Source organism: Pseudomonas libanensis, assembly GCF_001439685.1.
In the GTDB taxonomy this organism is placed as follows: domain Bacteria; phylum Pseudomonadota; class Gammaproteobacteria; order Pseudomonadales; family Pseudomonadaceae; genus Aquipseudomonas; species Aquipseudomonas libanensis.
In genome coordinates this window covers 1-22,911 of record NZ_JYLH01000017.1, presented here as the reverse complement: position 1 = coordinate 22,911, position 22,911 = coordinate 1, and the positions used below count along the sequence as shown (strand labels likewise).

The following is a 22,911-nucleotide window of genomic DNA, read 5'->3' as shown; positions in this document are numbered from 1 at the left end:
TCGATTGCCTGCAATTGTGCCCGCAAACGCGTGCGCCGTCCTCGGAACGTCACAAGCTGCTTGCACTCTTATGCGCAAGGCTGGACGCTTGCCAGCCTGTTCTTGAAGGTTATGGGGAGGTCGGTGACAGATGTACCACGGGGAACGATTCAACGCCTGGAGCCATTTGCTCGGTGCAATCGCGGCGTGTATTGGCGCCGTGTGGATGTTGGTGGTGGCGAGCCTGGACGGCAGCCCCTGGAAGATCGTCAGCGTGGCGATCTACGGCTTTACCCTGATGGTGCTGTACAGCGCGTCGACGGTGTACCACAGCGTGCAGGGGCGGCGAAAAGCGATCATGCAGAAGGTCGATCACTTTTCCATCTACCTGTTGATCGCCGGCAGCTACACGCCGTTCTGCCTGGTGACCCTGCGCGGGCCTTGGGGCTGGACGTTGTTCGGAATCGTGTGGGGGCTGGCTGTGATCGGTATCCTGCAAGAGATCAAGCCGCGCTCGGAGGCACGGATACTATCCATCATCATTTACGCGGTGATGGGCTGGATCGTGCTGGTGGCGGTCAAGCCGCTGATGGCGGCGCTGGGTACGGCGGGATTCATCTGGTTGGCGTCGGGCGGGGTGTTGTATACCGTCGGTATTATCTTTTTTGCCCTGGAGGATCGCCTGCGCCATTCCCATGGGATCTGGCATCTGTTTGTCATCGGTGGCAGCCTGCTGCATTTCGTGGCGATCATGCATTACGTGCTCTGAATGAAGGGGACATGCTTACAGGCGCTCGAGCAACTCACGTGCCCGGTTGCCGAAGATCTGCAGCAGGTCGGCCAACATATGTGGAGGCGGTTCGTTGGCGCGAGTCAGGGCGTACAGGGTGATCGGCAACTGCGGGACAAGCGTGCGAATGCACATCGTCGTCGTGGACGCACCGAGGGCCGTGAAGGGATCGATCACCGTTATTCCCGCACCGGACTCGACCATGGCCCGGGCCAGGGAATAGGTTTGTACGGAAATGCTTATTTGTGGCGGTGGGTCAATATTTTCCAGGTAACTGTCGAGCTTTGCCGCCAACGGATCAGCGCTGGAAAGACCAATCAGCGACGTATTCGCCAGTTCGGCCAAAGGCAATGGCTTGCTTGATTCAGCCTCAGGCCAGTACGCCTTGGAGGCCAACGCTACCAGCGCCCCGTTCGCCAGTATCTGGCTGGTGAGCCCCGGGTGGCCGGAGAAATTGAGGGTCAGCGCCAGGTCGATTTCGCGCATCAACAACTGCTGCACCAGCTCGCGGCTATGGTCGCTGGACAGCTCGCAGACCATGTCCGGGTAGCTGCGTTTCCACTCAAGGATTGACGGCGGCAGCAGCGACTGCGCCAGCGCCGGAATGGCGCCGATGCGCACGCTTTGCTCAGGCGTATGGCGCAAGCTCTTGGCCAGCCGTTGCACCCCTTGCAGGCTCGTTGTGACTTTCTCGACTTCGCTTTCCAGGGCCAGGGCTTCCGGTGTGGGCTGTAACTTGCCACGCACCCTTAGAAACAACGGAAAGCCCAACTGCAATTCGGCGTGCTGCAGCACCTTGGTCACCGCTGGTTGCGAGACGTGCAGCAACTGCGCGGCGGCGCTGACGGAGCCGGTCTGGCGGATGGCCTGGAAGATTTCGATATGTCGCAGACGCATGAATTTCATAACCTTAACTTATAGGTGGCTTACCTTTATTCATTGTTCAACTTTTGTCACCTGAACCTACTCTGGATTTCGTTTCAATCCATGTGAGGTGTCAATGTGGCAAGGCGAGTATGTATCATCGGCGGTGGTGTCATCGGGTTGGCGAGTGCCTATGCATGTATGCGTGCAGGCATGGAAGTCACCTTGGTCGAAGCGCAAAAAAAACTGGGTAGTGCCACCAGTTTTGCCAATGGCGGCCAACTGTCCTATCGCTATGTCACCCCCCTTGCCGACGCCGGTGTACCACTCAAGGCGCTTGGTTTTCTGCTGCGCTCGGAGTCTCCCCTGAAACTCAGGCCCCGGCTGGACCTTTCACAATGGCGCTGGCTCGCCTCTTTCATCGGCGCCTGCCGCTCCTCAGTCAACCGTACAAACTCTGCACATTTGCTTCGCCTGGCAGCGATGAGCCAGGACGTCCTGAACCGCTGGCGGGTAGAGGACCATCTGGAAGGGTTCGACTGGAAGCGCAATGGAAAACTGCTGACCTTCCGTTCCGCTGACAGCTTCGCCCAAGGGCGGCGCAAATTGACTGACCCCCTCCAGCAACAGGTGCTATCGGCTGAAGACTGCCGCAAGCTTGAACCGTCCCTGATGGAGGGGACCTTTGTCGGCGGTATTTACAACCCTAATGAAGAGGTTGCCGATTGCCATGCATTTTGCCAGCAGCTTGGCGGGCATTTGGAGGCATCGGGACGCTGTCGCATTGTCTACGGGCGCAAAGTACTGCGTGTCCATGAGGCGTTTGGTACGGTCGTGGCCGTGGAACTCGAAGACGAAGTCATACCTGTGGAGAACCTGGTTCTGGCAGCCGGTCACAACAGTTCAAGCCTGGGTCTGCCAGGCATGCGTTTACCGCTTTACCCCCTCAAGGGTTACAGCCTCAGTGTGCCCATCGGCGAGCAGCACAGTGCGCCGAAGGTCAATGTGACCGATTACGACCGCAGGACTGTTTATGCCCGAATCGGCGAACAGTTACGTGTCGCCGCCATGGTCGACATTGTGGGTTTCAACAGCGCCCCGGAGCCCAAGCGCCTGGCGGTGATAAAACGCTTGGCTCGCCAGACGTTTCCGATGGGCGGCAACTATGACGCTGCGGTTGAATGGGCAGGGATGCGGCCAGCGACGCCCACCGGCCTGCCCCTGATTGGTGCCAGTTCCTATCGCAATCTGTGGCTCAACCTAGGGCATGGCGCTCTTGGCTTCACGCTCGCGTGTGCCAGCGGCCAGTTGCTGGCCGAAATGATTGCAGAGCGGTCGACTTCGATTGACGCACATGTGTTTCTTCCCAAGGCGGCCTGACGTTCGGATATTGGAGTGTAAAGAGATGAATAGCGATGCCTGGATAGGCCGGCTGCCGGCTCGAACTATCGCTATAGCCAGCGGGACGACCCTATGCAAAAAGCAGCGGTAAGCCGTGGCCTTTTCAAGGCCTGCATTTTCGCTTCGCTGGCGCTGGGACTACCCCTGGCATCAGCGAGCGAATCCAGCGCAACCTTGAAAAAAATCACTGCCAGCCAGCAAATTTCCGTTGGCTATCGTGATGCGTCAGTGCCGTTCTCGTATATAGGCGATCAAAGCGGCAAGCCGATGGGGTATTCGGTGGACCTCACCCACAGGATCGTCGAGCGCGTCCGGGAGCAGGCCGGCCTGAAAAACTTGCGTGTGAATTATCGTCTGGTGACGTCCCAGACCCGGATCCCATTGGTACAGAACGGCACCGTTGACCTGGAGTGTGGCTCCACCGGAGTGACCGCCGAACGGCAGACGCAGGTGGCATTTTCCTATGGATTTATCTATGTGAAGGGGCAGTTACTGACGGCCAGGACCAGCGGCATCCACGGACTCCCCGACCTAAAGGGCAAGAACGTGGTGACCACCGCCGGCACCACCAACGAACGCTTCCTCAAACGCTACAACGCCGAACATCAGAGCAATATGTTCGTGATCAGCGCCAAGGACCACGGTGAGGCGTTCAAGATGCTGGAGACCGGCCGTGCGGTGGCGTTCTATATGGACGATGCGCTGCTCTACGGCGAACGCGCCAAGGCCAGGGACCCACACCATTGGGTGGTCGTGGGCAAGGAGCAATCGCGGGAGATCTACAGCTGCATGGTCCGCAAGGATGACCCACAGTTTCTCGCGGTGGTTAACCAGGCCCTGGGCGACCTTTACCGCTCGGGGGCGATCAACGGGATCTACCAGCGCTGGTTCGAGCAGCCGATTCCACCGAACGGCTTGAACCTGGAGTTTCCGATGACCAGTGAGTTGAAGGCGATCATTGCCAGCCCGGTCAGCGATCCGGTGGACTGATCGCCCCTTGCACTTTTAGAAGTCGCCCCAGAGTTGCTGGGCAACGGCCAGCGCCACCACCGGCGCGGTTTCGGTACGTAATACTCGCGGCCCCAACCGCGCGGCATGGAAGCCATCGCCCTGGGCAGTTTCGACTTCTCCATCCGTCAAGCCACCTTCCGGCCCGATCAGGAACGCCAGGCGCGATGGCTTGGCGTGGCTGACCATTGGCTCGGCCACTGGGTGCAGCACCAGCTTCAGGTCGGCCTCGACCTGCTTGAGCCAGTCCGCCAACAGCAATGGCGCATGAATCACCGGCACCGTCGAACGCCCACATTGCTCGCACGCGCTGATTGCCACTTGGCGCCAGTGCAGCAGACGCTTGTCGGCGCGCTCGTCCTTGAGGCGCACTTCGCAGCGCTCGGTGAAGATCGGCGTGATCGCGTTGACGCCCAGTTCGGTGGCTTTCTGGATCGCCCAATCCATGCGCTCGCCACGGGAAAGGCCCTGGCCGAGATGGACGTGCAGCGGTGATTCGGCCTGGCCGGCAAAGCTTTCTGTCAGTTGCACAGTGACGCGTTTTTTACCGACTTCCAGCAAGGTGCCCCGGAACTCCTGGCCAGAACCGTCGAACAATTGCACGGCATCGCCTTCACCCATGCGCAATACACGGCTGATGTAATGTGCCTGGGCTTCGGGCAGTTCGTGATCGCCTAGGCTCAGCGGGGTGTCGGTGAAAAAGCGGGACAGTCTCATTTCTGTTCTCTGAAGTGTGCAGAGCGGACGCGCAGCGTCCTGGGCTGCATTCCCACGCGGAGCGTGGGAACGATCATTTATGTAGGTACGAATCAACCCGGGTCGCGAAAGCCTGGATGGAAGTCCCCGGGCACCGCCACACTGACTTTGCTGTTAGTGGCGATATCGATGCCTTCGCTGGCCACCTCGGCGAGGAAGTCGATCTGCTCAGGCGTAATTACATAGGGCGGCAGGAAATACACCACGCTGCCCAACGGCCGCAACAGCGCACCGCGTTCCAGGGCATGCTCGAAAACCTTCAGGCCACGGCGTTCCTGCCACGGGTAGGCGGTCTTGGTGGTTTTGTCCTGCACCATCTCAATGGCCAGCACCATACCGGTCTGGCGGACTTCCGCGACATGGGGATGGTCGACCAGGTGCGCGGTGGCGGTGGCCATGCGCTGGGCCAGGGCCTTGTTGTTTTCGATGACGTTGTCTTCTTCGAAAATGTCCAGGGTTGCCAAGGCCGCCGCGCATGCCAATGGATTGCCGGTGTAGCTATGGGAATGCAGGAAGGCGCGCAGGGTCGGGTAGTCGTCGTAGAACGCGTCGTAGACATCGTCGGTGGTGACCACAGCGGCCAGTGGCAGGTAACCGCCAGTGAGGGCCTTGGACAGGCACAGGAAGTCAGGGCGGATCCCGGCCTGTTCACAGGCGAACATGCTACCGGTGCGACCGAAGCCCACGGCGATTTCGTCGTGGATCAGGTGCACGCCGTAGCGGTCGCAGGCTTCGCGCAACAGCTTGAGGTACACCGGGTGGTACATGCGCATGCCGCCGGCGCCCTGGATCAGTGGCTCGACGATGACCGCCGCGACGGTGTCATGATTGTCGGCCAGGGTCTGTTCCATGGCCAGGAACAGGTTGCGCGAATGTTCTTCCCAGCTCATGCCGTCGGGGCGCAGGTAGCAGTCCGGGCTCGGCACCTTGATGGTGTCGAGCAGCAGCGCCTTGTAGGTTTCGGTAAACAGCGGCACGTCGCCCACCGACATCGCGGCGATGGTCTCGCCATGGTAGCTGTTGGTCAGGGTGACGAAGCGCTTCTTGTTTGGCAGGCCGCGGTTGAGCCAGTAGTGAAAGCTCATCTTCAAAGCGACTTCGATGCAGGATGAGCCGTTATCAGCATAGAAGCAGCGCGTCAGGCCCTCAGGCGTCATCTGCACCAGGCGCTCGGACAACTCGATCACCGGCTGGTGGCTGAAACCGGCGAGGATTACGTGTTCCAGTTGATCGACCTGGTCCTTGATGCGCTGGTTGATGCGCGGGTTGGCGTGGCCAAACACATTGACCCACCAGGAACTGACGGCATCGAGGTAGCGCTTGCCTTCGAAATCTTCCAGCCATACGCCTTCACCGCGCTTGATCGGGATCAGCGGCAGTTGCTGGTGGTCTTTCATCTGGGTGCAGGGATGCCACAGCACCGCGAGGTCGCGTTGCATCCACTGGTTATTCAAGCCCATCGGTGATCTCCTCGAAGCGGTCCTGCGGCTGGCGCAGGCGAAACAATCGCGCAAGCCTATGCAATGGTGGCGCCTGTCACAAGCCATTGTGGGGCAATTGACGGTAAATGCAGGACGGTCTGTCACGTTTCTTGGGAATAGTCTTAATCCCTTGTTAATTTATGATACCTAGCCTCTTCATCGTATTTCTCGATATTTCAAAGCGAAATTTTCCGCTTTAATTCGATAGGTAAAACGCTAGTCTTGGGCACAGTTCTTACGGGATTAAGTACATGCAGCTACGCAATTCGCCCGCCCGCTATGGCTGGGTCAGCATGGTTCTACACTGGGGCGTTGCCCTGGTGGTGTTTGGTTTATTCGCATTGGGCCTGTGGATGGTCGGCCTCGACTACTACAGCGCCTGGCGCAAAGATGCACCTGACTTGCACAAGAGCATTGGCATCACGCTATTCGCCGTCATGCTGGTACGTATCGTCTGGCGCCTGATCAGCCCGCCGCCACCGCCGCTGACCAGCTATAGCCGCATGACACGGATCGGTGCTGCATTTGGGCACGCTTTCCTGTATCTGGGGCTGTTTGCCGTGATGATTGCCGGTTACCTGATTTCCACTGCCGACGGTGTCGGTATCCCGGTGTTTGGCCTGTTTGAAATTCCTGCCCTGGTTTCCGGTCTACCGGACCAGGCAGATACCGCGGGTTGGGTGCACCTGTACCTGGCCTGGGTGTTGGTAGTCTTCGCCGGGTTGCATGGCGTGGCTGCCTTGAAGCACCACTTTATCGATCGTGATGCGACCCTGACACGAATGCTGGGGCGCAAAGCCTGATGTTCAACCTCGACTCACAAGGAATAGAAAGCATGTTGAAAAAAACACTCGCTGCTCTGGCAATCGGTTCTGCTCTGTTGTCCGCTGGTTCGGCGATGGCCGCTGACTACGTGATCGACAAAGAAGGCCAGCACGCCTTCGTCGATTTCAAGATCAGCCACCTGGGCTACAGCTACATCACCGGTACCTTCAAGGACCTGGACGGGAAGTTCAGCTTTGACGCGGCCAAGCCAGAAGACGCCAAGATTGAAATGAATGTTCGTACCGCCAGCGTGTTCTCCAACCACGCCGAGCGCGACAAGCACGTCAACAGCGCAGACTTCCTGGATTCGGGCAAATTCCCTGACGCCAAGTTCGTCTCCACCAGCGTCAAGCCAACCGGCAAGAACGCTGATGGCAAGCAGACTGCTGATGTCACTGGCGACCTGACCTTCCATGGCGTAACCAAGCCTATCGTGGTCAAGGCTACGTTCCTGGGCGAAGGCAAGGATCCATGGGGCGGCTACCGTGCAGGCTTTGAAGGCACCACCTCGATCAGCCGTAAAGAGTTCGTTCCAAAGGGCATGGACGTAGGTCCACAGTCCGACGTGGTTCAGCTGTACATCACCTTTGAAGGTGTGAAAGCGAAGTAATGCTTCGTATGTAGGAGCGAGCTTGCTTGCGAAAAACGTAGAGATACCGCGTTTTTCAGGCTACCAGCCTTATCGTTGATGACCTTCGCAAGCAAGCCCGTTCCTACAGGCAAAAAAAACCCGTATCTCGCGATACGGGTTTTTTTTATGCCTCGCGGTTGCGGGTCAGCAACGCTGGTTTTTCACCACGAGGACGGCCTGGCAGTTGGTCCAACTGCTCAGGTGTCGGGAAGCGATCGGCTTTCGACTCCTTGTGGATGATCTTCGGCGCCGGGCCACCGCGCGGGTTTTGCACCGCGGGCTCGGACAGGCGTGGCTGGTCATCACGGGCCGGGCGGCGATTGTTGCTGCGCGAATCTTCGCGACGCGCCTGGCCGTCACGCGGTGCACCATTGCGTGGACCGCTGCGCTTGGCAGGCGGAGTACCGGTGGTACCGCCGCTGCTGTTGCGCGGGCCGTTTTGGCGACCGCCCTGTGGCTGGCCGCCACGGGGAGCACTCGCACCGGCGCCTTGTGCCGGGGCGCCTGGACGACGACCACGGCCCTGGGCGGGCTTGGCCTGGGGCACGTAGTCGACGCGGTTACCGAAGTTGTCCACATCGTCGTCGAGGAACTCGTCCGGGGCACGGTCAGCGGCGGCGCGTGGCGGCTGGCTCGGCTGGCGCTGTTCGCGGGCCGGAGTACCTTCGCGAGGCTTCTGCTCACGGGCCGGGCGTTCGCCACGGCTGCTGGTCGCGGACTTTTCCTTGCCCTTGTCCTTGCCTTTGTCGCGACGGCCACCGCCACCACCGCCGCCGCCGTTCGGGCCATCGCCCTTCGGACCGCGTGGGTTGCGTGGGTTGCGCACGTCCGGACGCTCGCGCGCTTCAGGCTTCTCGGCCTCCACGGCGCTGGCATCGAAGCCCATCAGGTCGCCGTCGGCGATTTTCTGCTTGGTCATGCGCTCGATGCTTTTAAGCAGTTTTTCTTCGTCGGGTGCGACCAGGGAAATGGCCTCGCCCGAACGACCGGCGCGGCCAGTACGGCCAATACGGTGCACATAGTCTTCATCGACGTTGGGCAGCTCGAAGTTGACCACGTGTGGCAACTGGTCGATATCCAGGCCGCGGGCGGCGATATCTGTGGCGACCAGGATACGTACGGAGCCGGCCTTGAAGTCTGCCAGGGCCTTGGTGCGTGCGTTCTGGCTCTTGTTGCCGTGGATGGCGACGGCGGTGAGGCCGTGTTTGTCCAGGTACTCGGCCAGGCGGTTGGCACCGTGCTTGGTGCGGGTGAACACCAGTACCTGTTCCCAGGCGCCGGCGGTGATCAGGTGTGCCAGCAGCGCACGCTTGTGGCTGGCGGCCAGGCGGAATACGCGTTGCTCGATACGCTCGACCGTGGTGTTCGGCGGCGTGACTTCGATGCGTTCCGGGTTGTGCAGCAGCTTGCCGGCCAGGGCGGTGATGTCCTGGGAGAACGTTGCCGAGAACAGCAGGTTCTGGCGTTTGGCCGGCAGGCGGGCGAGGACCTTCTTCACGTCATGGACAAAGCCCATGTCGAGCATGCGGTCGGCTTCGTCCAGCACGAGGATTTCCACGTGGGACAAATCGACGCTGCCTTGGCCGCACAGGTCGAGCAAACGGCCGGGGCAGGCCACCAGCACATCGACGCCACGGGACATGGCCTGAACCTGTGGGTTCATGCCGACGCCGCCGAAGATGCAGGCGCTGACGAACTTCAAGTCGCGGGCATACAGCTTGAAGCTGTCATGCACCTGGGCTGCGAGTTCGCGGGTTGGGGTCAGGACCAGTACGCGCGGTTGGCGCGGGCCATGACGCTGGGATTTGTCCGGGTGACCGTTGGGAAACAACCGCTCCAGGATCGGGAGGGCGAAACCGCCGGTTTTACCAGTACCTGTCTGAGCCGCGACCATCAGGTCGCGACCTTGCAACACGGCGGGAATGGCCCGCTGTTGCACCGGAGTAGGCTCGGTATAGCCCGCCGCCTCGATGGCGCGGACTAAAGCCTCGGAGAGACCGAGGGAAGCAAAGGACATGAGTAATCCTGTTTTAGTTAGGGCTTGGCCCAAAGGGATAATCTTGCCGGGCGTGAATGGCGCTTAGGGGAGCGCAATCCCGTCCGGTCCTGCTGCGTCTGGCGGGCACGCCACCGGCTCGCGCGGGCTGCAAAGCTGCGCAGTAGCTGGGTTGGGTGCCTTTTTCAAGACCCGAGCGGCCGGGCGTAAGCCTGGCGGAAAGGCCGGAGTATAACAGAGCAATCACTGCGCGCTGCTTTCCTGCTGCTCAACGGCACGTCCTGACGCTGAGATAGGCGCCGTTTGTGTGTGCATTCCACCATATTTGACGCTCAAGGCGGCATAGGCAGGCTCTTGCTTGAAGCGCTTGAGCTCGGCGGCAAAGCGTTGTACCAGCAGGTCCATGCCCGCGCCGCGCCGCACCGCGAGAAATTGTGGCTGGCGGCTGACCACCACCGACGCCTGGCTGACCTTGCCCTCAAGGCCCAGCGCCTTGATCACGTGTTGTCCTACCCGTCGGTCAGTAACCAACATATCGATGCGCCCGAGCATAAGCTTGCCGAAATTGGCTTCATGGCTGGGTGCGGGCTCACGCTCAAAGGCGCTGGATTCGCTGAATGCATCGCCATAAAGGTAGCCGGGGGAAACACCGATGGTCAGGCCGCGCAGGTCATCGAGGGTTTCGGCGGGATGCGGGCGTTCGTTGGCGTAGAACAGTACGAATTCAACGTCCGACAATGGCTCGCCGGGGTAGAGCAGCAGGGCGTCACGGTCGTGGCTGTGGAAAATATCCAGCGCGCCGTCGGCGTGGCCCTGATCGAGCATCGCCAGGCAGCGCTTCCAGGGCAGGAACTGCCATTGCACTTCAACGCCCAGGCGCTGGAACACGATCACGGTGGTTTCATAGTCCAGGCCAGCCATGCGACCGTGGTCGTCGTAGACGTAGGGGGCCCAGGGCTCGGTAACAATGCGCAATTTCTCGCCATTAGCGGCCAGGCTCAGGCAAGCAAAAAGCGCAGCGATCAACAGCTTGAAAATGACGGGCATGCCCTCAGGTTACGACGCTCATGGGCGAAAGAGAAGCTCTGGCACGCGTATTGGCGGACGGTCCTATTTCGCCGGAGCGTCCAGCAGGTGTTCGTGGATCGCGGCGCGGCGCTCACCCAGAATCAGGCGCACCACGGGGTTGGCGAACCAGTGTTCCAACTGGTGGGCATCGATCGGGCGCTTCTGGCGCTCCTCCTGGTTTTGTCGGGCCTTATCCCACCACACCGGGCCGCAGGCCTGGTCGAATTCGTTTTCGTGTTCGTAGCAGCCGTAAAGAATTTCGCGAATAAACTGTTGCTGATGCTTGGGCAGCAACAGGGTAATGAGCTTGTACATCAAGCGCTGCAAGCGTGGCGGGCGCGGCAGGTGCGAGGAAACCTGCCGCGTGTCGGCCAGGGCTTGGGCACTGGTAGGGGCGCTGGCGTGCTTGGCGATCCACGCCTTGACCTTGGCCCGGAACAACTGCTTGCGGCTCCAGTAATGATGGATCAGGTCCGGGCACTCGCGCACGTTGACGGTGCGATAGGCGGCGATGGACAGGCAGAACTCTTCCAGGGTGTACGCGCCCTGGGCATGGGGAAACAACTCATCCATCAATTCGATGGAGCGATCGAGGATGTGCGCATCCTGCTGGGTAAGGCCCATGACGCCGGAATTGAGGGTCATCATGTCATCGTCGGCCACGCCCATATCCAGCAGGCGCTGGCGCAGAGCAGTGTAGAGGATGCTTTCGTGATTATCGCCGTACTTGGTGTAGAAGGCATTGCACAGCAGGGTGCCGGGCTGGACGCGTTCGAACAGGGCCATGGGCGAATGGTGGAAGAAGGTGTCGGTGTCGATCAGCAGCGCCACCGGGGACTCTTGCAACACTTGGCGCAGCACCACGTGTTTGGTGCGAAAGTGATACCCGTGGGGCTCGCTCCAGCGTTTGCGAGTGGCCTCGTCGAGAGGGCGCACGCGCACCGGCAGCAGGCGATAAGGCTCGGGGTTGTCGCTGAATACCTGAATGTCTACGTTCGCGTCCGGAGTCTCCTGCAGGAACGCAAGTGCGCTGGCGATGCTGAATACCGCCTCCTGGTGGTAGGTCTCGGCACCGAAGACCAGGTAGACCAGTTGCGGACGGGAAGGCGAGGACACTGTATTCATGGACTACGGGGTTCCGTGGGTAACGTAAAACGACAAAGGCCCTCGTCTGGACGAGGGCCTTGGCACAACCGCACAAGCCTTAGCGTGGCAGCTTGAGGTTGTTCCAAATGGCAAGGCTGGGTTCAGCCTGGTTCAGGGTATAGAAATGCAACCCTGGCGCGCCACCTTGCAACAATTGCTCACACATCTCGGTAATGACCTGCTCGCCGAACCCTTGGATGCTTTTGACATCGTCGCCATAGGCTTCCAATTGTTTGCGCACCCAGCGTGGGATCTCGGCGCCGCAGGCGTCGGAAAAGCGCGCCAGCTTGCTGTAATTGGTGATTGGCATGATGCCCGGCACGATCGGGATGTTCACACCCATCGCCCGTACACGCTCGACGAAGTAGAAGTAGCTGTCGGCGTTGAAGAAGTACTGGGTAATCGCACTGTTGGCGCCGGCATTGGCCTTGCGCACGAAATTCTGCAAATCGTCTTCGAAATTGCGCGCCTGGGGGTGCATTTCCGGGTAGGCGGCCACTTCGATATGGAAGTGATCGCCACTTTCTTCGCGGATGAAGCTCACCAGCTCGTTGGCGTAGCGCAGCTCGCCGCTGGCCATGCCCATGCCGGAGGGCAGGTCGCCACGCAGGGCGACGATACGCTGGATGCCGGCTTGCTGGTAATGGGTCAGCAGGCCGCGCAGGTCGTCCTTACTGTCGCCCACGCACGACAAGTGCGGAGCGGCGGGAATTTTGACTTGGCTTTCCAGCTGCAGCACGGTGTTGATCGTGCGGTCGCGGGTCGAACCACCGGCGCCGTAGGTGCAGGAAAAGAAGTCGGGGTTGTAGCTGGCCAGCACCTTGGCGGTGGCCATCAGTTTTTCATGCCCAGCATCGGTCTTGGTCGGGAAGAACTCGAAGCTGTAGCGACGGTCTTGGGACATGGTAATACCCTTGGAAACTCGAAAGCCTGGAAGGCATACGCAATCGATGCGGGTGCCTGGCTTTCTGTGGGAGCTGGCTTGCCTGCGATAGCATCAGCTCGGTGTAACTGGAACACCGAGACGTCTGCATCGCGGGCAAGCCCGGCTCCCACAGAAGAGCCGGCGCCAGCAAGGCCGATCAGTAGCGGTAAGCGTGCGGCTTGAACGGACCTTCAACCGTCACGCCGATGTAGTCGGCCTGGGTCTTGGTCAATTGAGTCACCACGCCGCCGAAGCCGCGGACCATTTCCAGGGCCACTTCTTCGTCGAGTTTCTTCGGCAGTACTTCCACGGTCAGGCGCTCGGCTTTCTGGGCTGGCGACAGGTCGGCGTACTTCTGTTGGAACAGGAAGATCTGCGCCAGTACCTGGTTGGCGAACGAGCCATCCATGATCCGGCTTGGGTGGCCAGTGGCGTTGCCCAGGTTAACCAGGCGGCCTTCGGCCAGCAGGATCAGGTAGTCATCGTTCTGAGGGTCGAACTGGCCGGCACCGGTGCGGTGAACCTTGTGGACCTGCGGCTTCACTTCTTCCCATGCCCAGTTCTTGCGCATGAAGGCAGTGTCGATCTCGTTGTCGAAGTGGCCGATGTTGCACACCACGGCGCGTTTTTTCAGGGCCTTGAGCATGTTCGCATCGCACACGTTCACGTTACCGGTGGTGGTTACGATCAGGTCGATCTTGCCCAGCAGGGCTTTGTCGATGCTTGCTTCGGTGCCGTCGTTGATGCCGTCGATGAACGGTGAAACCACTTCGAAACCGTCCATGCAGGCTTGCATGGCGCAGATCGGGTCGACTTCGGAAACCTTGACGATCATGCCTTCCTGGCGCAGGGACTGGGACGAACCCTTGCCCACGTCACCGTAGCCGATTACCAGGGCTTGCTTGCCCGACAGCAGGTGGTCGGTGCCGCGCTTGATCGCGTCGTTCAGGCTGTGACGGCAGCCGTACTTGTTGTCGTTCTTGCTCTTGGTTACCGAGTCGTTGACGTTGATGGCCGGGATTTTCAGCTCGCCCTTGGCCAGCATGTCCAGCAGGCGGTGTACGCCGGTGGTGGTTTCTTCGGTCACGCCGTGGACGCGGTCGAGGATCTGCGGGTACTTCTTGTGCAGCAACTCGGTCAGGTCACCGCCGTCGTCGAGGATCATGTTGGCATCCCATGGCGCGCCATCCTTGAGGATGGTTTGCTCCAGGCACCACTCGTACTCTTCTTCGGTCTCGCCCTTCCAGGCAAATACCGGGATACCGGCGGCAGCGATAGCGGCAGCGGCCTGGTCCTGAGTCGAGAAGATGTTGCAGGACGACCAACGCACTTCGGCACCCAGGGCAACCAGGGTCTCGATCAGTACGGCGGTCTGGATGGTCATGTGGATGCAGCCGAGGATCTTCGCGCCCTTGAGCGGTTGCTCGGCGGCGTACTTGCGACGCAGGCCCATCAGGGCAGGCATTTCGGATTCGGCGATAAAGGTTTCGCGACGGCCCCAGGCAGCGAGGGACATATCGGCGACTTTGTAGTCGGTGAAATCTGCAGGCGTGATGACAGCGCTCATGAAGAGCCTCCATTCGTAGTGTGCGAATGGGCGCCGTTGTGCGTTTAGTATCAAGCCAGGGCAACCAGGCCGGACAACGCCCCATCCGAGCCTGACAGGTTGAACCTGCTGCAGCGCCCCTCGGACAGGTGGCGGGAGAACGGTATCAACTGAAGATGACCGTTTTGAAGCGGGAGCGATTATAGCCGTGTACGGCGCACTTCCCAAGCCTTTCTGTCGGCGGCATGAAGATCGCTCATGGGGGCGATAGGCAATGGTTCATAGAGCTTGGGACCGCGCTCTGCCATGATGTTGCCCATCATTTCGCAAGACGCTTTGGAGTGACTATGAACTTCCACACCCGCAAATGGGTAAAACCCGAAGACCTTAACCCCAACGGCACCCTGTTCGGCGGCAGCCTGCTGCGCTGGATCGACGAAGAAGCGGCCATCTACGCGATTGTCCAGCTTGGCAACCAGCGCGTGGTGACCAAGTACATCTCCGAAATCAACTTTGTCAGCGCCTCGCGCCAGGGCGATATCATCGAACTGGGCATCACCGCTACCGAGTTTGGCCGCACCTCGATCACCCTGACTTGTGAGGTGCGCAACAAGATCACCCGCAAAAGCATCCTGACCGTGGAAAAATTGGTCTTCGTCAACCTCGGTGAAGACGGCTTGCCGGCACCCCACGGCCGTACCGAAATCAAGTACGTGAAGGACCAGTTCAAGGATGACGGTCTCTCTGAGTAACAACTGCACGGCATGATTTGCGTTACCAGGTTCTACCGCATGGATCTTTCCGAGGCTCTCTCATCACTCAGGCCTACACCCTGTAGAGAGAGCCTCGTGTATGAATGTCTCCAATTCCGTTGTACAGAATCAGCCACTGATACCGCTAAACCTCGATCAAGAGGTGAAGACGCCGTTGGCCAAGGGCGTGGGCGAAAGCAAGTTAAGCGTTTTTCGCCACGGCGACGGGCGTGTGGAGGTGGCGCTGTCACCGCCGCCCCCGGCTCACTTGGTGCTCAGTGGTGGTGGCGCCAAGGGCATCGCTTTTGCGGGGATGGTGCAGGCCCTTGAAGAGGTCGACAAACTGAAAGACATCAAGGTGGTTTCCGGCTCATCTGCCGGTGCGATCTCTGCAGCGCTGCTCGCCAGTGGCATGGACGCCAAGGCCTTCACAGAGTTGTCGAACAATCTCGATCTGCCCAGCTTGCTCAACAGCAAAGACCCGGTCCTGGCCTGGTTGCAGGGTGTCAGTTCCGAGTTTGGCAAGCTCGTCGGCAAGCTGCCTGGCCCGGTGGGTAATATTTCTCAGCTGTTGCTGACCATGTTGCCGCGCCTGCAAACCGAGGCGCAGCCACTGGAGGAATTGATCCGCGATCAGTCGCGTCAATCGGCACTTGCTCATATCGCGAACGTGCCCGCAGCCAAGCGACCGACCGAAGTCACGGAAATCGCCGACCGGCTCAGAGCGGGAGCAGGGCCCACCTTTCGCGACCTGGAGGTGTTGAGCCGCCATATCCCGGCAATCAAGCAGCTCAACATCACCGGTACGGGCATGTTCGATGGCCGCCCGCAATTGGTGGTGTTCAATGCCAGCTTGACGCCGGATATGGATATCGCCCGTGCTGCGCATATTTCGGGTGCACTGCCGGGCCTGTTCAAGAGCCCAACCGAACAAGGTCATGAGTTCCAGGCGCAGGCAGAAGTCACGGCGTTCCAGGACGGCGGCCTGCTGCTCAATACGCCGGCTCCCGGTGTTATCGAACGTTCTTTCCCGGAGAGTCCCCTGAGCAAGGACGAAACGCTGATCGTGAAATTCGAGTCTGAAAAGACCTCTGAACCGCTCAAAACTGGGAGTTTTTTCAGCTTTCTGGGCGATACCTTCACGGCAACCCCGCACACCGCCGCCGAGGCCTACCAGGATGAACGCCTCAAAGCGTTTGCAGAGCAGTCAGTAACCTTGCCGCTGAAATCGGAAAAGGGTGATTTCAGCGGCCTGCTCAACGGCACTGTCAACTTCACCATGACCCCTGAGCAGAAGCTGCATCTGCAGGCCATGGCTCACCAAGCGGTGTCGGTGCATCTGGAGAAGCGCGAACTGGTGCGTGAGCGCCATGAGTTCGCCTCCCTGGACGACGCTGTGATGGCGATGGATGATCAAATGCTTGCCGGCGTGCAGTATGAACTGCAAAAGGATCCAGCCGGCGCAGATGCGCTACGGTTTCGCCAGCAGGCACAACAGGCGTTGCAAGCGTTGGACGCTGCGATCAGCGAAGCCAATCAGTCCAGCATATCGCTGATGATTACGCCGAAGCTGGCCTCGGCGCTACGCAACCTGGATGCCCTGGCCAGCAGGCCCGAGCATATCGAGTGGCTGGGCAAGCGCTTGAATGCGCCGGGCCAACGTAATTTCCAGCAGCTTTTGCAGGTGGGTGCCAAGCTGGCAGCGGGTAACGCACGAGACATGTCCAAAGTGTTTAACAGTGCTGTCGGCGAAATGAAACGACGGGATATGCGGGTGAAGGCCGAGAATTTTACGCGGGAGGTCATCTACCCATCGCTATACCGTCCTGGCCAGCCGGCATCCAACGTTGAACTGTTACAGCGTGCGGCGCGTGACCTAGGGGAGGCGACGACACCGCAAGAGTTCAACAATGTGCTCAACGGCATCATTAAGTACTATCAAGCGCGTAATAAGCCCTGGAGTGTCCCGTTCAGTTCTACCACCGTAGAACAGGCAAAGGCCTGGCGCATTCCCGTTTAGTTGTCGAGCCATTGAACAGCCATCGTTGCGGCAGGTCGTAGTTCCAAGCACCTCTCGGACTCTGGTACATCATGGCCACTCAAGCAGACGGCAAGACCCCCAACCTGTCGCAGGAAGAGCAACAGGACGTCGACAAGAACCAGCCGCCGCGCGCGGCGGTTCTGCACGAAATCATCCGCACCCAGGGCGACCAGGAACTGGAGCGCAGCGTCGCCGCCTTGTGGTGGTCGGCACTGGCGGCCGGGCTCACCATGGGGCTGTCATTGATGGCCATGGGGTTGCTCAATTCGCGCCTGCCAGACGGTGAAGGCTTCAAGGTGATAGCCAGCTTCGGCTATTGCGCGGGGTTTCTCGCAGTGATCCTGGCACGCCAGCAACTGTTCACCGAAAACACCCTGACTGCGGTGCTGCCGGTGATGAGCAAGCCTACCCTGGGCAACGCCGGTCGCCTGTTGCGGCTATGGTCAGTGGTGCTGGTGGGCAACCTGTGCGGCACCTTGCTGGTGGCCTACGTGATGCTGCACTTGCCGATTTTTGACACCAAGACCGACCTGGCCTTCCTCGACATCGGGCGCAAGATCATGGAAAACGATCCCGGGCAGATGTTTGCCAAGGGCATCGTCTCCGGCTGGATGATCGCCACCATGGTCTGGATGATCCCTTCGATGGAAAGCGCGAAGATGTGGATCATCATCCTGATCACTTACCTGATGGCGCTGGGGGACTTCACCCATATCGTCGTCGGCTCGGCGGAAGTGTCGTACCTGGTGTTTGCAGGCGAGTTGCCATGGAAGGACTTCTGGCTGATTTTCGCCGGGCCGACGCTGGCCGGCAATATCATCGGCGGCAGCTTCATCTTCGCACTGATCAGTCACGCACAGATCCGCAGTGAAAGCAGCCTGCCGGGCAAAGCGGTTGCGGATCCAAGGCATCCGCAGCAGATCAGCAAGGATCAGTGAGATTCAGGCGTGGCCTGGGGCTCGTCCTGGGTCACGTATTTGACCAGCTTGCCGATGCTCAAGCCCTGCGACAGGATTGATGACAGCACCACGATGTAGGTGATGCTCAGCAGCAGGTCACGCTCCGGGCCGATCACCAGGGCGAGGCTCAGCATGACTTCGATCTGATGCTGTTCGATGCTCTTGATCATCAGGTATAAAACTTTGACTATCGAATAAAACTAAAAAGGAATGGGTTATGACAGTGGCTTTCTGGTGTGTGTTGATCGCAATTTTTCTGCCATACCTGTGCACGGGTGTGGCCAAGTTCAGTGGCGGCAAGTTCGGGCTGCGGCACAATCACGATCCGCGTGCGTTCCTCGATACCCTCGAAGGCTTCGCCAAACGCGCCCATAGTGCCCAGCTCAACAGTTTTGAAGTAACCCCCGCGTTTGCCGCGGCAGTGATCATCGCGCACCTGGCCGGCACGGCAGAGCTGGTGACGATCAATGTATTGGCGGTGTTGTTTATCACCAGTCGCCTGCTGTACATCATTTGCTACCTGGCGGACTGGGCGATCTTGCGTTCGCTGGTGTGGTTTGTTGGGATGGTGTTGATTGCGAGTTTCTTCTTCGTCTCGATCTAAAGCCTGATGCAAATCCCTTGTGGGAGGGGGCAAGCCCTCTCCCACAATTGGCTATCAGCGCCTGTCAGCTGCCGGCGGGTGCATCCGGCACTTGTGGTAGCGCGGCGCCCTTTGGCCACAACATCCAGATCTGCCCCTGCTGTTTCATATTCCCTGCCAACTCGCCTGCCGCATCACCCGTGCCCCAGAACAGGTCTGCCCGCACTTCGCCGGTGATTGCGCCGCCGGTGTCCTGGGCTGCAACGGGCCGGATGATCGGTGAACCGTCGGGTTTGGTGGTCGACAGCCATAGCAGGCTACCCAGCGGGATCACCTTGCGATCCACCGCCACGCTATAGCCGGCGGTCAATGGCACGTTCAGCGAACCGCGCGGGCCTTCGTTGCTGTCGGGGCGGGCGCTGAAGAAAACGTAGCTGGGGTTGCTCGCCAGCAGCTCTGGAATGCGCTGCGGGTGTGCCTTGGCCCAGGCACTGATGGCGCCCATGGTCACCTCTTCTTTTTTCAGCTCGCCTTGCTCTACCAGCCAACGGCCGATAGGGCGGTACGGGTAGCCGTTCTGGTCGCCATAACCGACACGCAGTTGGCGCCCGCCCGCCAGTTGAATACGCCCCGAACCCTGGATCTGCAGGAACTGCAGGTCCATCGGGTCAGTCAGCCAGGCAATCGGCTTGGCGGTCGAGCCTTGGCTGTTGAGGGTGCTGGCGTCGTCGTAGGGCTTGAGTACGCGGCCTTCCAGGCGCCCGCGCAGACGCTTGCCCTTGAGTTCCGGGTAGATACTCTCGAGGTTGACGATGATCAGGTCATCCGGCACACCGTATACCGGCACGTGGGCGCTGGCGGTTTTGGTCAGGCTGCCAGGGTAGACCGGCTCGTAATAGCCGGTGATCAAGCCATGTGGCGTGTTGTCAGCCGAACGCAGGCCGAATACATCCAGGTGCTCTTTGAGGAAGCCACGGATCGCCACGGCATCGCCCGGTACGCTGGCCGCTGCTGCGCAGGTCGTGCCCCACACCGGGTCGGCTTTGAGGCGCTGGCAGGCGCTGCGCCAGGATTCAAACCCGGCCAGCAAGTCGCTATCGGCAACAACCGGCAAGGCTTCCCAAGGCGCACTCACATAGGTGGCGACGGCGTGAGGCTTGGCTTCTTCTTTGGCGACTTCTGTGTCGGTGTCTTTACCTGCATCGCAGCCGGCCAGCAGCGCGATCATCGGCAGAGCCCACGCCAGGCGGCGGCTCCAGGGTTTCAAGGTGACATTCATCTAAGCAATTCCTGAAACGATTGCCCGTGCGTCGCTGCACGCGGGCAACCCTTATTATTAATAGGGCTATTGGTCTTTGTGGGCGGTGCGAGGATACTGGCCGCCGTTTTCCGTGACCTTGAAGCCATCATGATGTTAAAAAAACTGACCGTTGTACTGCTGGCCTGCCTGGCCTTGTCCGCCTGTGGCGGTGTCGACCCCAATTCCCCTCTGGGCCAGCGCAAGGCGATCTTCAAGCAGATGCTCAAGACCGGCGAAGACCTGGGCGGCATGTTGCGTGGGCGTATCCCGTTCGACGGCGCCAGGTTCGCCGAGGGCGCGATCAAGTTGGATGCCTTGTCCCATGAACCATGGAAGCATTTCCCGAGTGTGCGCGAAGAAGACCACACCAGCGCCAAGGACGATGTCTGGCAAAAACAGGCGCAATTCCAGCAACTGGCCCGCGACCTTGAGGCGGCCACCGGTGAATTGGTGATCGCCAGCCAAGTGCAGCCCTACAAGGCCAGCAACCTCCAGCCTGCGGTGCAGAAAGTCGAAGATGCCTGCAGCGCCTGTCATAAGCAGTTCCGCGACCACTGACCGGGCTTATTCGTCGAGTTCTTCCACCGCGTCCTGCAACTCTTTGCGCGACTCGGCCAGCTTGTCCTTACGCTTGTCGATCTTGTCCGGGTCGCCTTTTTTCATGGCCTTGTCGAGGTCGGCCTGACGGCGGCTGACTTCATGCTTGGCGTCCAGCACCTTGTTTTCACGCTCTTTACGCAAGGACGCATCAGTGCAGTGGGCGGTGACTTCGGCCAGGGCTTTTTCCAGGCCGGCTTGCTGGGCGCTGTTGCCATGGGTCTTGGCCTGGTCTATCTGGGTGCTGATGGCCTGGCGCTTGGCGGCGCAGCCGGTGAGCGGCTGCGCGTCTTCGGCGGCCAGTAGTGGCGTGGCTGTGAAACTTGCGAGGGTCAGCAAGGCAAGGGGGGCGAGAAATTTCATATAAAGCTCCAAGGTCGCAATCAGGTGGCCGGGCGGCGTTCAAAACCCATCTATCCCGGCCCCGCGTAATGTTTCAGCCAAGGCTTGTACCTGCGGGTCGCGAAAAAAAGCGCTGAGTTGCGCCGCGCGTCCCGGGCCGATGCCGTCTGAGGCCAGCCAGGCTTGGGTGTCTTTGGCGACCAATGCCTGCCAGTCGCCTTCCAGGTTGTTGCGCGCCGCCGGCGGTACGCCCAAGGCCTTGAGCCATTGTGAAAAAGGGCGTTGCCGGGCGCTTTGAATACTGTCGAGCACTCGCGCACGGGTGCGATCACCGAAGCCCTCAATGGTAGCAAGCTGCGCCGCATCCAGGGTTAACCAATCGAGAAAGCCTGCGATTAGACCTGCCTGGATCAATATGTTCCAGGTTTCACGGCCCATATGTGGCAAGGCCAGGCCCTGTTTGCCGCTCAGCCAGGTCAGGCGGGCGAGCAATTGATCCTCGCAGCCGTGGTCCAGTTGCCAGCAACTCATGGCGTGAAAGGCCCGGGTATCGGGAACCTGCACATCTACCCTTGTGGTGTTGCGCAGGACCACCTCATCCAGCCGGGGAATCACCTGGCCCGCCAGGCTGATGGACACTTGGTCGCCAGGGCGGATGTCCAGGGTCTTCCAGCGTTTCAATGAGCTGGCGCTGACCCGGCTGACCTGTCGATCATCCAGGCGTACGGGTTCCAGCTCGAGGATGGGGGTAATGCGCCCGGTGCGACCGACCCGGAACTCTACGTTGCGCACCAGCGCCAGGGCTTTCACGGCCGGATACTTCCAGGCCACCGCCCAATAGGGGGCGCTGGCCTGCCAGCGTTCGGCGGGCGCCCGTGCGGCCTGGTGCAGTACCACGCCATCGCTGGCGAAGGGCAGTGGCGCGTTGTACCAATGCGTGCGCCAATGCGCAGCTTTGCTGATGTTCTCGATAGGGTGGCTGTAACGCTGGCTGTCGGTAAAGCCCCAGTGCGCCAACGTGGCCAGGCGTTCGTTGAAATCGCTCGGACCATCGGGCCAGGCCCAGACGAATAAGCCGATCCCTGCTGCCTCGGCATCGCTCAACTGTCGACGGTTCATCAGGCCAGCCACTTTGCTGCGTGCACTGAGCCCACCCCTCATCGATTGCACGTGGTGGTTCAGGCGCCAGTAAAGTTCGCCTTGCAACACCACATTCACCGCGTCTGGCAGCTGTTGCACGATGCTCGGGACCCTGCGCCCTGAGGCCGACCAGTCGTGCCCCAGCAGGCCGTCGCCCCGGCTGATGAGCTGGTGCAAGCGACCCTGTCGATACACCAGCGTCACCGCGACGCCGTCGACCTTGGGCTGGACCCATACATCGCGACGGGTGCTGAGCCAGTCGCTTACTGCCGACTCGTCCAGCAGCTTGCCCAGGCCGGTGTGCGCGACCGGATGGCGTAATGTGCCGCGTGAACTGGCCAGCGGGTTATCAGCCTCCGGCGTAGGTTGGTGGGTGCATTCGCGCCAATGTGCCAGGCGCTGGCGGGCCTGGTCGTAGAGTTCGTCACTGATGGGGGATTGGCCCTGGCGGTGGTAACTGTCGTCCCACTGGCTGACCTGCCTGGCCAGGGTATCGAGTTGCGTACGGGCGTCATCGGGGCACGTTTCTGCCCACGCCCCGCTGGAAAGAACACTGAGAAAAAAAGCCATGAACCTATGCATCATGAGCATCCTTGCTCGAAAAGGGTGCCCAGCCTAAGTCATTCAAGTGCCCACAAAAAAGCCCCGACTGCTCGGCAATGCTGTTCACTTAAGCGGAGCAGCTTTGCGGTTAACCGGATACCGGGTTTTTGACATTTTCACCGCCCTGGGCCTCGCCGGTCTGGGGCGTTTTGTTATGAAGAGCACGCCGATGCTGCCC

General features: G+C 60.2%; 21 protein-coding genes, 1 pseudogene and 1 riboswitch. Of the genes and pseudogenes, 10 read left to right on the top strand and 12 right to left on the bottom strand.

The window, feature by feature from the left end; genetic code table 11:
• The first annotated feature begins 130 nt into the window (after positions 1–130).
• The gene (gene trhA / locus TU73_RS23030) at positions 131–748 is read left to right on the top strand and encodes a PAQR family membrane homeostasis protein TrhA (protein ID WP_057014144.1); all 618 of its coding nucleotides are present in this window, start codon (positions 131–133) and stop codon (positions 746–748) included.
• Positions 749–763: 15 nt separating this feature from the next.
• On the opposite strand, the gene TU73_RS23025 is transcribed toward trhA, so the two are convergent.
• The gene (locus TU73_RS23025; RefSeq protein ID WP_057014228.1) at positions 764–1,666 is read right to left on the bottom strand and encodes a LysR family transcriptional regulator; all 903 of its coding nucleotides are present in this window, start codon (positions 1,664–1,666) and stop codon (positions 764–766) included.
• Positions 1,667–1,771: 105 nt separating this feature from the next.
• Here TU73_RS23025 and TU73_RS23020 point away from each other — a divergent pair, with 105 nt between their 5' ends.
• Both TU73_RS23020 and TU73_RS23015 read left to right on the top strand, forming a co-directional pair.
• Complete coding sequence (locus TU73_RS23020) at positions 1,772–3,013, top strand: D-amino acid dehydrogenase (RefSeq protein WP_057014143.1); 1,242 nt, start codon at positions 1,772–1,774, stop codon at positions 3,011–3,013.
• A gap of 93 nt (positions 3,014–3,106) precedes the next feature.
• Complete coding sequence (locus tag TU73_RS23015; RefSeq protein WP_082642658.1) at positions 3,107–4,024, top strand: transporter substrate-binding domain-containing protein; 918 nt, start codon at positions 3,107–3,109, stop codon at positions 4,022–4,024.
• 15 nt (positions 4,025–4,039) lie between these two features.
• Here TU73_RS23015 and TU73_RS23010 read toward each other — a convergent pair whose 3' ends face one another.
• Together TU73_RS23010 and TU73_RS23005 are read right to left on the bottom strand one after the other, a co-directional pair.
• Positions 4,040–4,759 carry a 16S rRNA (uracil(1498)-N(3))-methyltransferase gene (locus tag TU73_RS23010; protein ID WP_057014142.1) on the bottom strand — a complete coding sequence of 240 codons (720 nt, stop codon included), beginning with the start codon at positions 4,757–4,759 and terminating at the stop codon, positions 4,040–4,042.
• A gap of 92 nt (positions 4,760–4,851) precedes the next feature.
• Positions 4,852–6,258: an adenosylmethionine--8-amino-7-oxononanoate transaminase gene (locus TU73_RS23005; RefSeq protein ID WP_057014141.1), complete on the bottom strand. Its 1,407-nt coding sequence runs from the start codon at positions 6,256–6,258 to the stop codon at positions 4,852–4,854.
• A gap of 272 nt (positions 6,259–6,530) precedes the next feature.
• Here TU73_RS23005 and TU73_RS23000 point away from each other — a divergent pair, with 272 nt between their 5' ends.
• Both TU73_RS23000 and TU73_RS22995 read left to right on the top strand, forming a co-directional pair.
• Positions 6,531–7,082, top strand: a complete 552-nt coding sequence (locus TU73_RS23000) for a cytochrome b (RefSeq protein ID WP_057014140.1) — start codon at positions 6,531–6,533, stop codon at positions 7,080–7,082.
• Positions 7,083–7,114: 32 nt separating this feature from the next.
• Positions 7,115–7,714, top strand: a complete 600-nt coding sequence (locus TU73_RS22995) for a YceI family protein (protein ID WP_043046234.1) — start codon at positions 7,115–7,117, stop codon at positions 7,712–7,714.
• Positions 7,715–7,859: 145 nt separating this feature from the next.
• Here TU73_RS22995 and rhlE2 read toward each other — a convergent pair whose 3' ends face one another.
• The 5 genes from rhlE2 to ahcY form a co-directional block, all read right to left on the bottom strand.
• Entirely contained in the window at positions 7,860–9,752 is a 1,893-nt protein-coding gene (gene rhlE2 / locus TU73_RS22990; RefSeq protein WP_057014139.1) for an RNA helicase RhlE2, read from the bottom strand.
• 222 nt (positions 9,753–9,974) lie between these two features.
• Positions 9,975–10,778: a substrate-binding periplasmic protein gene (locus TU73_RS22985; protein WP_057014138.1), complete on the bottom strand. Its 804-nt coding sequence runs from the start codon at positions 10,776–10,778 to the stop codon at positions 9,975–9,977.
• A gap of 63 nt (positions 10,779–10,841) precedes the next feature.
• Positions 10,842–11,924: a hypothetical protein gene (locus TU73_RS22980; protein ID WP_057014137.1), complete on the bottom strand. Its 1,083-nt coding sequence runs from the start codon at positions 11,922–11,924 to the stop codon at positions 10,842–10,844.
• Between the two features lie 79 nt (positions 11,925–12,003).
• Positions 12,004–12,849, bottom strand: a complete 846-nt coding sequence (gene metF / locus TU73_RS22975; protein ID WP_057014136.1) for a methylenetetrahydrofolate reductase [NAD(P)H] — start codon at positions 12,847–12,849, stop codon at positions 12,004–12,006.
• A gap of 178 nt (positions 12,850–13,027) precedes the next feature.
• Positions 13,028–14,437: an adenosylhomocysteinase gene (ahcY, locus tag TU73_RS22970; RefSeq protein ID WP_043046226.1), complete on the bottom strand. Its 1,410-nt coding sequence runs from the start codon at positions 14,435–14,437 to the stop codon at positions 13,028–13,030.
• 21 nt (positions 14,438–14,458) lie between these two features.
• Positions 14,459–14,565, bottom strand: a riboswitch (S-adenosyl-L-homocysteine riboswitch).
• Positions 14,566–14,763: 198 nt separating this feature from the next.
• Here ahcY and TU73_RS22965 point away from each other — a divergent pair.
• From TU73_RS22965 to TU73_RS22955, 3 genes are all read left to right on the top strand, one after another.
• Positions 14,764–15,168, top strand: a complete 405-nt coding sequence (locus tag TU73_RS22965; protein WP_046069897.1) for an acyl-CoA thioesterase — start codon at positions 14,764–14,766, stop codon at positions 15,166–15,168.
• A gap of 100 nt (positions 15,169–15,268) precedes the next feature.
• Positions 15,269–17,188: a patatin-like phospholipase family protein gene (locus tag TU73_RS22960; protein ID WP_057014135.1), complete on the top strand. Its 1,920-nt coding sequence runs from the start codon at positions 15,269–15,271 to the stop codon at positions 17,186–17,188.
• Positions 17,189–17,259: 71 nt separating this feature from the next.
• Positions 17,260–18,147 carry a formate/nitrite transporter family protein gene (locus TU73_RS22955; protein WP_057014134.1) on the top strand — a complete coding sequence of 296 codons (888 nt, stop codon included), beginning with the start codon at positions 17,260–17,262 and terminating at the stop codon, positions 18,145–18,147.
• On the opposite strand, the pseudogene TU73_RS22950 reads toward TU73_RS22955, so the two are convergent.
• Positions 18,141–18,311, bottom strand: a pseudogene (locus TU73_RS22950) (cation:proton antiporter); the annotation flags it as partial. The gene TU73_RS22955 and the pseudogene TU73_RS22950 sit on opposite strands and share 7 nt — an antisense overlap.
• 74 nt (positions 18,312–18,385) lie before the next feature.
• Between TU73_RS22950 and TU73_RS22945 the strand changes: the two are divergent.
• Entirely contained in the window at positions 18,386–18,772 is a 387-nt protein-coding gene (locus TU73_RS22945; protein WP_057014132.1) for an MAPEG family protein, read from the top strand.
• Between the two features lie 64 nt (positions 18,773–18,836).
• Here the strand turns inward: TU73_RS22945 and mltA are convergent, their stop codons facing one another.
• Complete coding sequence (gene mltA, locus TU73_RS22940) at positions 18,837–20,030, bottom strand: murein transglycosylase A (RefSeq protein ID WP_057014131.1); 1,194 nt, start codon at positions 20,028–20,030, stop codon at positions 18,837–18,839.
• Between the two features lie 129 nt (positions 20,031–20,159).
• Between mltA and TU73_RS22935 the strand changes: the two genes are divergently transcribed.
• Complete coding sequence (locus TU73_RS22935) at positions 20,160–20,609, top strand: c-type cytochrome (protein WP_057014130.1); 450 nt, start codon at positions 20,160–20,162, stop codon at positions 20,607–20,609.
• A 6-nt stretch (positions 20,610–20,615) separates the two neighbouring features.
• Here TU73_RS22935 and TU73_RS22930 read toward each other — a convergent pair whose 3' ends face one another.
• Positions 20,616–21,011, bottom strand: coding sequence for a DUF1090 domain-containing protein (locus tag TU73_RS22930; RefSeq protein ID WP_057014129.1), 396 nt, complete (start codon positions 21,009–21,011; stop codon positions 20,616–20,618).
• A gap of 39 nt (positions 21,012–21,050) precedes the next feature.
• The gene (gene ligB / locus TU73_RS22925) at positions 21,051–22,715 is read right to left on the bottom strand and encodes an NAD-dependent DNA ligase LigB (protein ID WP_057014128.1); all 1,665 of its coding nucleotides are present in this window, start codon (positions 22,713–22,715) and stop codon (positions 21,051–21,053) included.
• Positions 22,716–22,911 lie beyond the last annotated feature (196 nt).

What these genes read in the sequence shown, in the direction of transcription:
- trhA (WP_057014144.1), top strand. Translation starts at nt 131, where the DNA reads ATGTACCACGGGGAACGATTCAACGCCTGGAGCCATTTGCTCGGTGCA.
- TU73_RS23025 (WP_057014228.1), bottom strand. Translation starts at nt 1,666, where the DNA reads ATGCGTCTGCGACATATCGAAATCTTCCAGGCCATCCGCCAGACCGGC.
- TU73_RS23015 (WP_082642658.1), top strand. Translation starts at nt 3,107, where the DNA reads ATGCAAAAAGCAGCGGTAAGCCGTGGCCTTTTCAAGGCCTGCATTTTC.
- TU73_RS23010 (WP_057014142.1), bottom strand. Translation starts at nt 4,759, where the DNA reads ATGAGACTGTCCCGCTTTTTCACCGACACCCCGCTGAGCCTAGGCGAT.
- TU73_RS23005 (WP_057014141.1), bottom strand. Translation starts at nt 6,258, where the DNA reads ATGGGCTTGAATAACCAGTGGATGCAACGCGACCTCGCGGTGCTGTGG.
- TU73_RS23000 (WP_057014140.1), top strand. Translation starts at nt 6,531, where the DNA reads ATGCAGCTACGCAATTCGCCCGCCCGCTATGGCTGGGTCAGCATGGTT.
- TU73_RS22995 (WP_043046234.1), top strand. Translation starts at nt 7,115, where the DNA reads ATGTTGAAAAAAACACTCGCTGCTCTGGCAATCGGTTCTGCTCTGTTG.
- rhlE2 (WP_057014139.1), bottom strand. Translation starts at nt 9,752, where the DNA reads ATGTCCTTTGCTTCCCTCGGTCTCTCCGAGGCTTTAGTCCGCGCCATC.
- TU73_RS22985 (WP_057014138.1), bottom strand. Translation starts at nt 10,778, where the DNA reads ATGCCCGTCATTTTCAAGCTGTTGATCGCTGCGCTTTTTGCTTGCCTG.
- TU73_RS22980 (WP_057014137.1), bottom strand. Translation starts at nt 11,924, where the DNA reads ATGAATACAGTGTCCTCGCCTTCCCGTCCGCAACTGGTCTACCTGGTC.
- metF (WP_057014136.1), bottom strand. Translation starts at nt 12,849, where the DNA reads ATGTCCCAAGACCGTCGCTACAGCTTCGAGTTCTTCCCGACCAAGACC.
- ahcY (WP_043046226.1), bottom strand. Translation starts at nt 14,437, where the DNA reads ATGAGCGCTGTCATCACGCCTGCAGATTTCACCGACTACAAAGTCGCC.
- TU73_RS22965 (WP_046069897.1), top strand. Translation starts at nt 14,764, where the DNA reads ATGAACTTCCACACCCGCAAATGGGTAAAACCCGAAGACCTTAACCCC.
- TU73_RS22960 (WP_057014135.1), top strand. Translation starts at nt 15,269, where the DNA reads ATGAATGTCTCCAATTCCGTTGTACAGAATCAGCCACTGATACCGCTA.
- TU73_RS22955 (WP_057014134.1), top strand. Translation starts at nt 17,260, where the DNA reads ATGGCCACTCAAGCAGACGGCAAGACCCCCAACCTGTCGCAGGAAGAG.
- TU73_RS22945 (WP_057014132.1), top strand. Translation starts at nt 18,386, where the DNA reads ATGACAGTGGCTTTCTGGTGTGTGTTGATCGCAATTTTTCTGCCATAC.
- mltA (WP_057014131.1), bottom strand. Translation starts at nt 20,030, where the DNA reads ATGAATGTCACCTTGAAACCCTGGAGCCGCCGCCTGGCGTGGGCTCTG.
- TU73_RS22935 (WP_057014130.1), top strand. Translation starts at nt 20,160, where the DNA reads ATGATGTTAAAAAAACTGACCGTTGTACTGCTGGCCTGCCTGGCCTTG.
- TU73_RS22930 (WP_057014129.1), bottom strand. Translation starts at nt 21,011, where the DNA reads ATGAAATTTCTCGCCCCCCTTGCCTTGCTGACCCTCGCAAGTTTCACA.
- ligB (WP_057014128.1), bottom strand. Translation starts at nt 22,715, where the DNA reads ATGATGCATAGGTTCATGGCTTTTTTTCTCAGTGTTCTTTCCAGCGGG.